The 4,904-nt window shown below is 69.6% G+C and carries 6 protein-coding genes and 1 pseudogene; 6 read left to right on the top strand and 1 reads right to left on the bottom strand.

What is annotated here, in order from left to right; genetic code table 11:
* The 4 genes and pseudogenes from VGT06_09595 to VGT06_09580 all read left to right on the top strand — a co-directional run.
* A partial coding sequence (locus tag VGT06_09595; GenBank protein HEV8663374.1) for a DUF2784 domain-containing protein occupies positions 1-405 on the top strand: 405 nt, incomplete at its 5' end.
* A gap of 321 nt (positions 406-726) precedes the next feature.
* A complete protein-coding gene (locus tag VGT06_09590; GenBank protein HEV8663373.1) occupies positions 727-1,083 on the top strand; it encodes a hypothetical protein in 357 nt (118 codons plus the stop codon).
* A 154-nt stretch (positions 1,084-1,237) separates the two neighbouring features.
* Positions 1,238-1,471 (top strand): annotated as a pseudogene (locus VGT06_09585) (YjbQ family protein).
* A complete protein-coding gene (locus VGT06_09580) occupies positions 1,374-1,619 on the top strand; it encodes a YjbQ family protein (GenBank protein ID HEV8663372.1) in 246 nt (81 codons plus the stop codon). The pseudogene VGT06_09585 and the gene VGT06_09580 overlap by 98 nt, the downstream one beginning before the upstream one ends.
* On the opposite strand, the gene VGT06_09575 is transcribed toward VGT06_09580, so the two are convergent.
* Positions 1,616-2,827, bottom strand: a complete 1,212-nt coding sequence (locus tag VGT06_09575; protein HEV8663371.1) for a serine/threonine-protein kinase — start codon at positions 2,825-2,827, stop codon at positions 1,616-1,618. The genes VGT06_09580 and VGT06_09575 overlap by 4 nt on opposite strands.
* 312 nt (positions 2,828-3,139) lie before the next feature.
* On the opposite strand from VGT06_09575, the gene VGT06_09570 reads away from it, so the two are divergent.
* Complete coding sequence (locus VGT06_09570) at positions 3,140-3,559, top strand: HIT family protein (GenBank protein ID HEV8663370.1); 420 nt, start codon at positions 3,140-3,142, stop codon at positions 3,557-3,559.
* Between the two features lie 235 nt (positions 3,560-3,794).
* Positions 3,795-4,766, top strand: a complete 972-nt coding sequence (locus tag VGT06_09565; protein ID HEV8663369.1) for an HD domain-containing phosphohydrolase — start codon at positions 3,795-3,797, stop codon at positions 4,764-4,766.
* The last annotated feature ends 138 nt before the right edge of the window (positions 4,767-4,904 follow it).

Genomic DNA, 4,904 nt, shown 5'->3' with positions numbered 1-4,904 from the left:
AGGCGGGGGCGCGGGGAGGCGATGACGGCGTGGGCGGCCGACCTGGTGGTCCTGATTCACTTCCTCTACATCGTGTTCCTCGTCGCGGGGCCGATCCTCTTTCTGCGCTGGCGGCGGGTCCGGGCGGTGCACCTCTCTGCCGTCTGCCTGGCCGTCCTCATCCAGGGGTTTGCCTTCCTCTGCCCCCTCACGGCCCTGGAGATCTGGCTTCGGGGCGGGTGGGCGGAGCGGGGCGCACAGCCTGGGTTCATCGGGCGGTACATCGAGCCCGTGGTCTACCCGGGCCTCTCCCAGGCGACGATCACGGGACTCACCCTCCTGCTGGCAGCCGCCACGCTTGCCTTGTACCTGTGGGATCCGCGGAAGATGCCTCGGCCGGGGGGGAAGCGACTGGAAAAGGAATGACTCCCAAGTGACCTCGTCCCGCGGCGCCTAGTGTCCCGTACGGGGACGATGCGTTCCCCGGAGGCCTGCCCTCACCGGGGAGCCCGCTGCAGGCCCGCGGCCCGAAACCTCTTGGGAGTCACCAAGAATCTAGGCTGGGGGTCCGAAAAAATCAAGGGCCGGCCGTCCGCCCGCCCCCAGCCGGGCCGAATGCCTGGCGCCCGTCAGTGGGGATGAGGGGGCTGGAGGGGCTCCCTGCCAGTTCAACCCCCCTTGCCTGGCGCGGTCTAAAGCGGGTAGAATCCGCGTGGGGCCGGGGGGCCCCGGGGAGGTGAAGGACTGATGCGCAAGCTACTCGCGCTGGGCTTGGTTCTGGTGCTCGCCCTGGGGCTGCTGCCGGCCCCGGCTGAGGCCGGCCACAAGTTCGGGGTCGGCTTTGCGGCCGGTGCGGCGACGGTCCTCTTCCTCCACCACGTGAGCCAGCCCCACGTCTATTATCGCCAGTACCGTGCGGTGCCGTACTACCGCGTCTATTCCTACCCGTACTACCCACCGGCGGTCTATTACGCGCCGACTCCGTCCTGCCAGTCCGTCTGGATCGAGGGCTCGTGGCGGGAGGTCCCGCGGGATCAAGGAGGGGGGTTCACCGCCTATTACCGGGAGTGGGTGCCGGGGCGTTGGCAGCAGGTTTGCCCGTAGGGGCGTGAGTCCGGGTCTGACCCCCGGGTCCCGCGAGGGACCCGGGGGTTTTGATTTCGGCGGCCGCTTGATCACCCCGGCAGCCCGTGGTACAGGCGCTGCGTGCGGAAGTCCCTGGCACGGGATCGGCGACGCGCCTGTGCGGGAGGGGGCGATGCGGGAGGCGGGCATGACCCACGAAATCCTGATCCGAACCCAGCAGAAGATGCAGGTCCTGGACATCACCGAGACCGTTGCCGCGTTCGTCCGGAAGCAGGGAGGGGAGGGGCTCTGCTGTGTCTACGTCCCCCATGCGACGGCGGCCATCGTCATCAATGAAAATGCCGACCCCAACATCGGGCTGGACCTGCTGGACGCCCTGGCCACCCTTGTTCCTCAGGGGAAGTGGCGGCACGACCGGATCGACGACAACGCGGCCGCGCACATCAAGGCGGCGATCCTGGGGCCGCCGGCTGCTGCTCGGGCGCTGGCAGAGCGTGATGCTGGTGGAGTTGGACGGGCCGCGGGAGCGTAAGGTCGTGGTGCGGGCTGCCTAACGGCGTGGCTCGGTCGTCGCCCCGCGCCCCGCCGGGCGGATCGTGCGGGTCCGGGGAGGCCGGGGGCCTTGCTCCGGCACGCGGGGGGATGGGGTGCTCCAGCCGGGCAGGAGCGTCTGGGCCCAGTTCAGGGTCGAGCCGAGGCTCGCCGGCGCCCCCGTGAGGGCGAGACCCCCATATGCCGCTGCCCCCATGAGGCCGGCCGCGAGGGCGAAGCGCCGCAGGCGCCGGGCGAAGTGACCGGGGATCCGGAGGCGGCGGCCGAGGCCGGGGGAGGCTTCCCCCTCGGTCGGGAGCAGCTCGAGGTAGCGCCGGACGAGAACCTCCCACTCCGCCGGTTTCCCGCCGAGGGCTCGGCGAATGCCGCGCTCCAGGGCGGTGCAGGTGCGGAATCGCGCCTCCGGTCGCTTCCGCAGGCACTTCAGAATGATCCGCTGTGCGGCGCGGGGGATCCCGCGCTTCAGGCGGCGGGGCGAGACGGGGCGGTCGGCGATGATCTTGGCCGTCACGCTCTCCGCCTCGTCCTCCGCGAAGGGGCGCTGGCCGGTCAGGAGCTCGTAGAGGACGATGCCGAGGGAGAACACATCGGAGGCAGGAGTGAGGCGCTCCCCCCGGATCTGCTCGGGGGACATGTAGGCCAGCGTGCCCAGGGTCTGCCCGGGCTGGGTGAGGCCGGGGGTGTCCATCAGGTGGGCGATGCCGAAGTCCCCCACTTTCGCGACCCCCTCGCGGGTGATGAGCAGGTTGCTGGGTTTCAGGTCCCGGTGGATGATCCCGCGGGCATGGGCGAAGGCCAGCCCACCGCAGACCTGCCCCACCAGGGCCAGGGCGACGTACGGGGGGAGTGCCCCGACTCGCCGCAGCACGGCGGCGGCGTCAAGACCCTCCACCAGCTCCATCACCAGGTAGCGGTGCTCCCGGTCCCGCCAGAAATCGTACACCTGGACGATATTCCGGTGGGGAAGGTTGGCGGCCGCCCTGGCCTCCCGCTGGAATCGGTCCTGGAGCTCGCTGTCCCGGCGAAAGCGGGATTTGAGTTCCTTGATCGCCACCGGGCGGTCGAGGAAAGCATGGTGGCCCTTGTAGATGGTGGCCATTCCGCCCCCCCCGAGCTCCTCCAGCAGGATGTAGTTCCCGAGGCGCTGGCCGGAGGGGCCCTTCCCTGCATCCCGGGCGTTGAGCGTTGTGGCCTCTTCCACTTCTTCCATGGCCCCTCCGATGAGAGAATGGCTCTGAGGCGTTCAAGGAATATGCCAAAGGGAGAGGATGGGCCCGTCCCGTGGACCCACGCCCGAGGCCCGTCCCAGGGCCCGTTGCATCCGTTGCGGGCTGCGGCTCGGGTCGGGCGCAGAGAGTGCAGCTGAGGCAAAATGTCCCGGAGCGGAAACCCGGCCCCTTGGCGCCTCCGTCTTCTTCTGATAGTGTACCCCAAAAGACGGCCGGCACCAGCATGACTCCGCCGGAGCGGCGGAGCGGATCCCGGGCCCGCCCGGAGGCATCGCGGGCAGGCCACATACGGTATGGAGACCTGCCCCTTCTGCCGGATCCGGGAAGGCGCCCTCTCCGCGCACATCCTCCATCAGGACGGTGAGGTCCTGGCCTTCCTGGACATCTCTCCCTGTACGCAGGGGCACACCCTGGTCGTTCCGCGCCGGCACGCGGCCTCGCTCGTCGAGTGCTCCCCCGACACCGTGGCCGCCCTCTTCCACGCTGCGGTGCGCGTGGCCGGCGCCATCCAGAGGGGACTCGGGGCACCCGGCTTCACCCTGGGGGTCAACGACGGGCGGGCCGCCGGGCAGGAGGTCCCCCACGTCCATGTGCATGTGATCCCACGCTATGGCGGCGAGGGAGGGGGGATCCAGCGGATTGTGAAAACGCGAGGCCCCGTCCCGCCCCTGGCCGAGACTGCCGCTAAGATCCTGGCGGCGCTCAAGCCGTGAGGGCCGGCGCGGCGGGGCGCAAGGCGCTGGCAAGCCTCTTGCACCCCCTGGAGGCGCCAGGCTTATCCACGCCGGAAGACCGTCCGGAGACCGTCCACTCGGTCCCGGGCCGGTCGTGCGTGAGCCGGGCACGGCTGGCGCCGCTCGGGGCTCTCTGCGTGGAGGTGCCCCGGCGTGGGTCCTGAACTCGGGGCAACGCACAACGCCATTGGGTAGCATCGCTGACATCCTGGTGGTGGACGACGAGAGGCTGAACCTCCGGATGCTGGAGGACCTTCTCCGCACGGAGGGGTACGGGGTCCGCACGGCCGAGGATGGCGAGCAGGCGCTGGAGCGGGTCCGAGAGGCCCCCCCCGATCTCATCCTCCTGGACGTGATGATGCCCAAGCTGGACGGCTACGAGGTGTGCCGCCGGCTGAAGGGGAACAAGGAGACGGTTTTCATCCCGATCATCATGGTGACGGCCCTCACGCGCCTGGAGCAGAAGATCAAGGGGATCGAGGCGGGGGCTGACGATTTCCTGACCAAGCCCTTCAACAGCGCCGAGCTCACCACCCGGGTCCGCTCCCTCCTGAAGGTCAAGCAGCTGACCGACGAGCTGGAGAATGCCGAGACGGTGCTCTTCAGCCTGGCGCTCGGGGTGGAGGCCAAGGATCCCTACACCGAGGGGCACTGCGAGCGCCTGTCCGCCTTCTCGTTCCAGCTCGGGGCGGCCCTGGGCCTGGCCGAGGAGGAGCTGACCGCCCTGCGCCGGGGGGGCATCCTCCACGACATCGGGAAGATCGGGATCCCCGACACCATCCTCCTGAAGCCCGGGAAGCTGACGCCCGATGAGTGGGTGGTCATGCGGGAGCACCCGCTGATCGGCGAGCGGATCTGCAATCCCCTCAAGTCGCTGAAGCTGGTCCTGCCGATCATCCGCCATCACCACGAGAAGTCGGATGGGAGTGGCTACCCGGATGGCCTGAAGGCGGAGGAGATCCCGGTCACTGCCCGGATCCTGCAGGTGGTGGACATCTACGACGCTCTCACCACGAAGCGTCCCTACAAGCCGGCCTTCCCCCAGGACCAGGTGTTCCAGATCATGCGGGAGGAGGCGGCGAAGGGATGGTGGGATCGGCGGATCCTGGAGACCTTTGTGGAGCTGGCCCAGCTGGGGATGCTGCGCCCGCCTGCCGGGCTGTTGCCCTCCCCGGTCGCCCGGTAGGCCCGGCTTGGGAGCGGCCTTGTCATTCCCCCTGCGCCCGGCTATACTACGCGAACCTACCGGACGGAGACCCCCCATGGCGTCGAAGCGACGGACGGCCCCCCGGACCACGGCCACGGGGCGACGCTCCCTGTTGAA

Source organism: Candidatus Methylomirabilis sp., assembly GCA_036000645.1.
Taxonomy (GTDB): Bacteria; Methylomirabilota; Methylomirabilia; order Methylomirabilales; family JACPAU01; genus JACPAU01.
The sequence above is the reverse complement of the archived record's forward strand: the minus strand, read 5'-3'. Positions and strand labels throughout refer to the sequence as shown.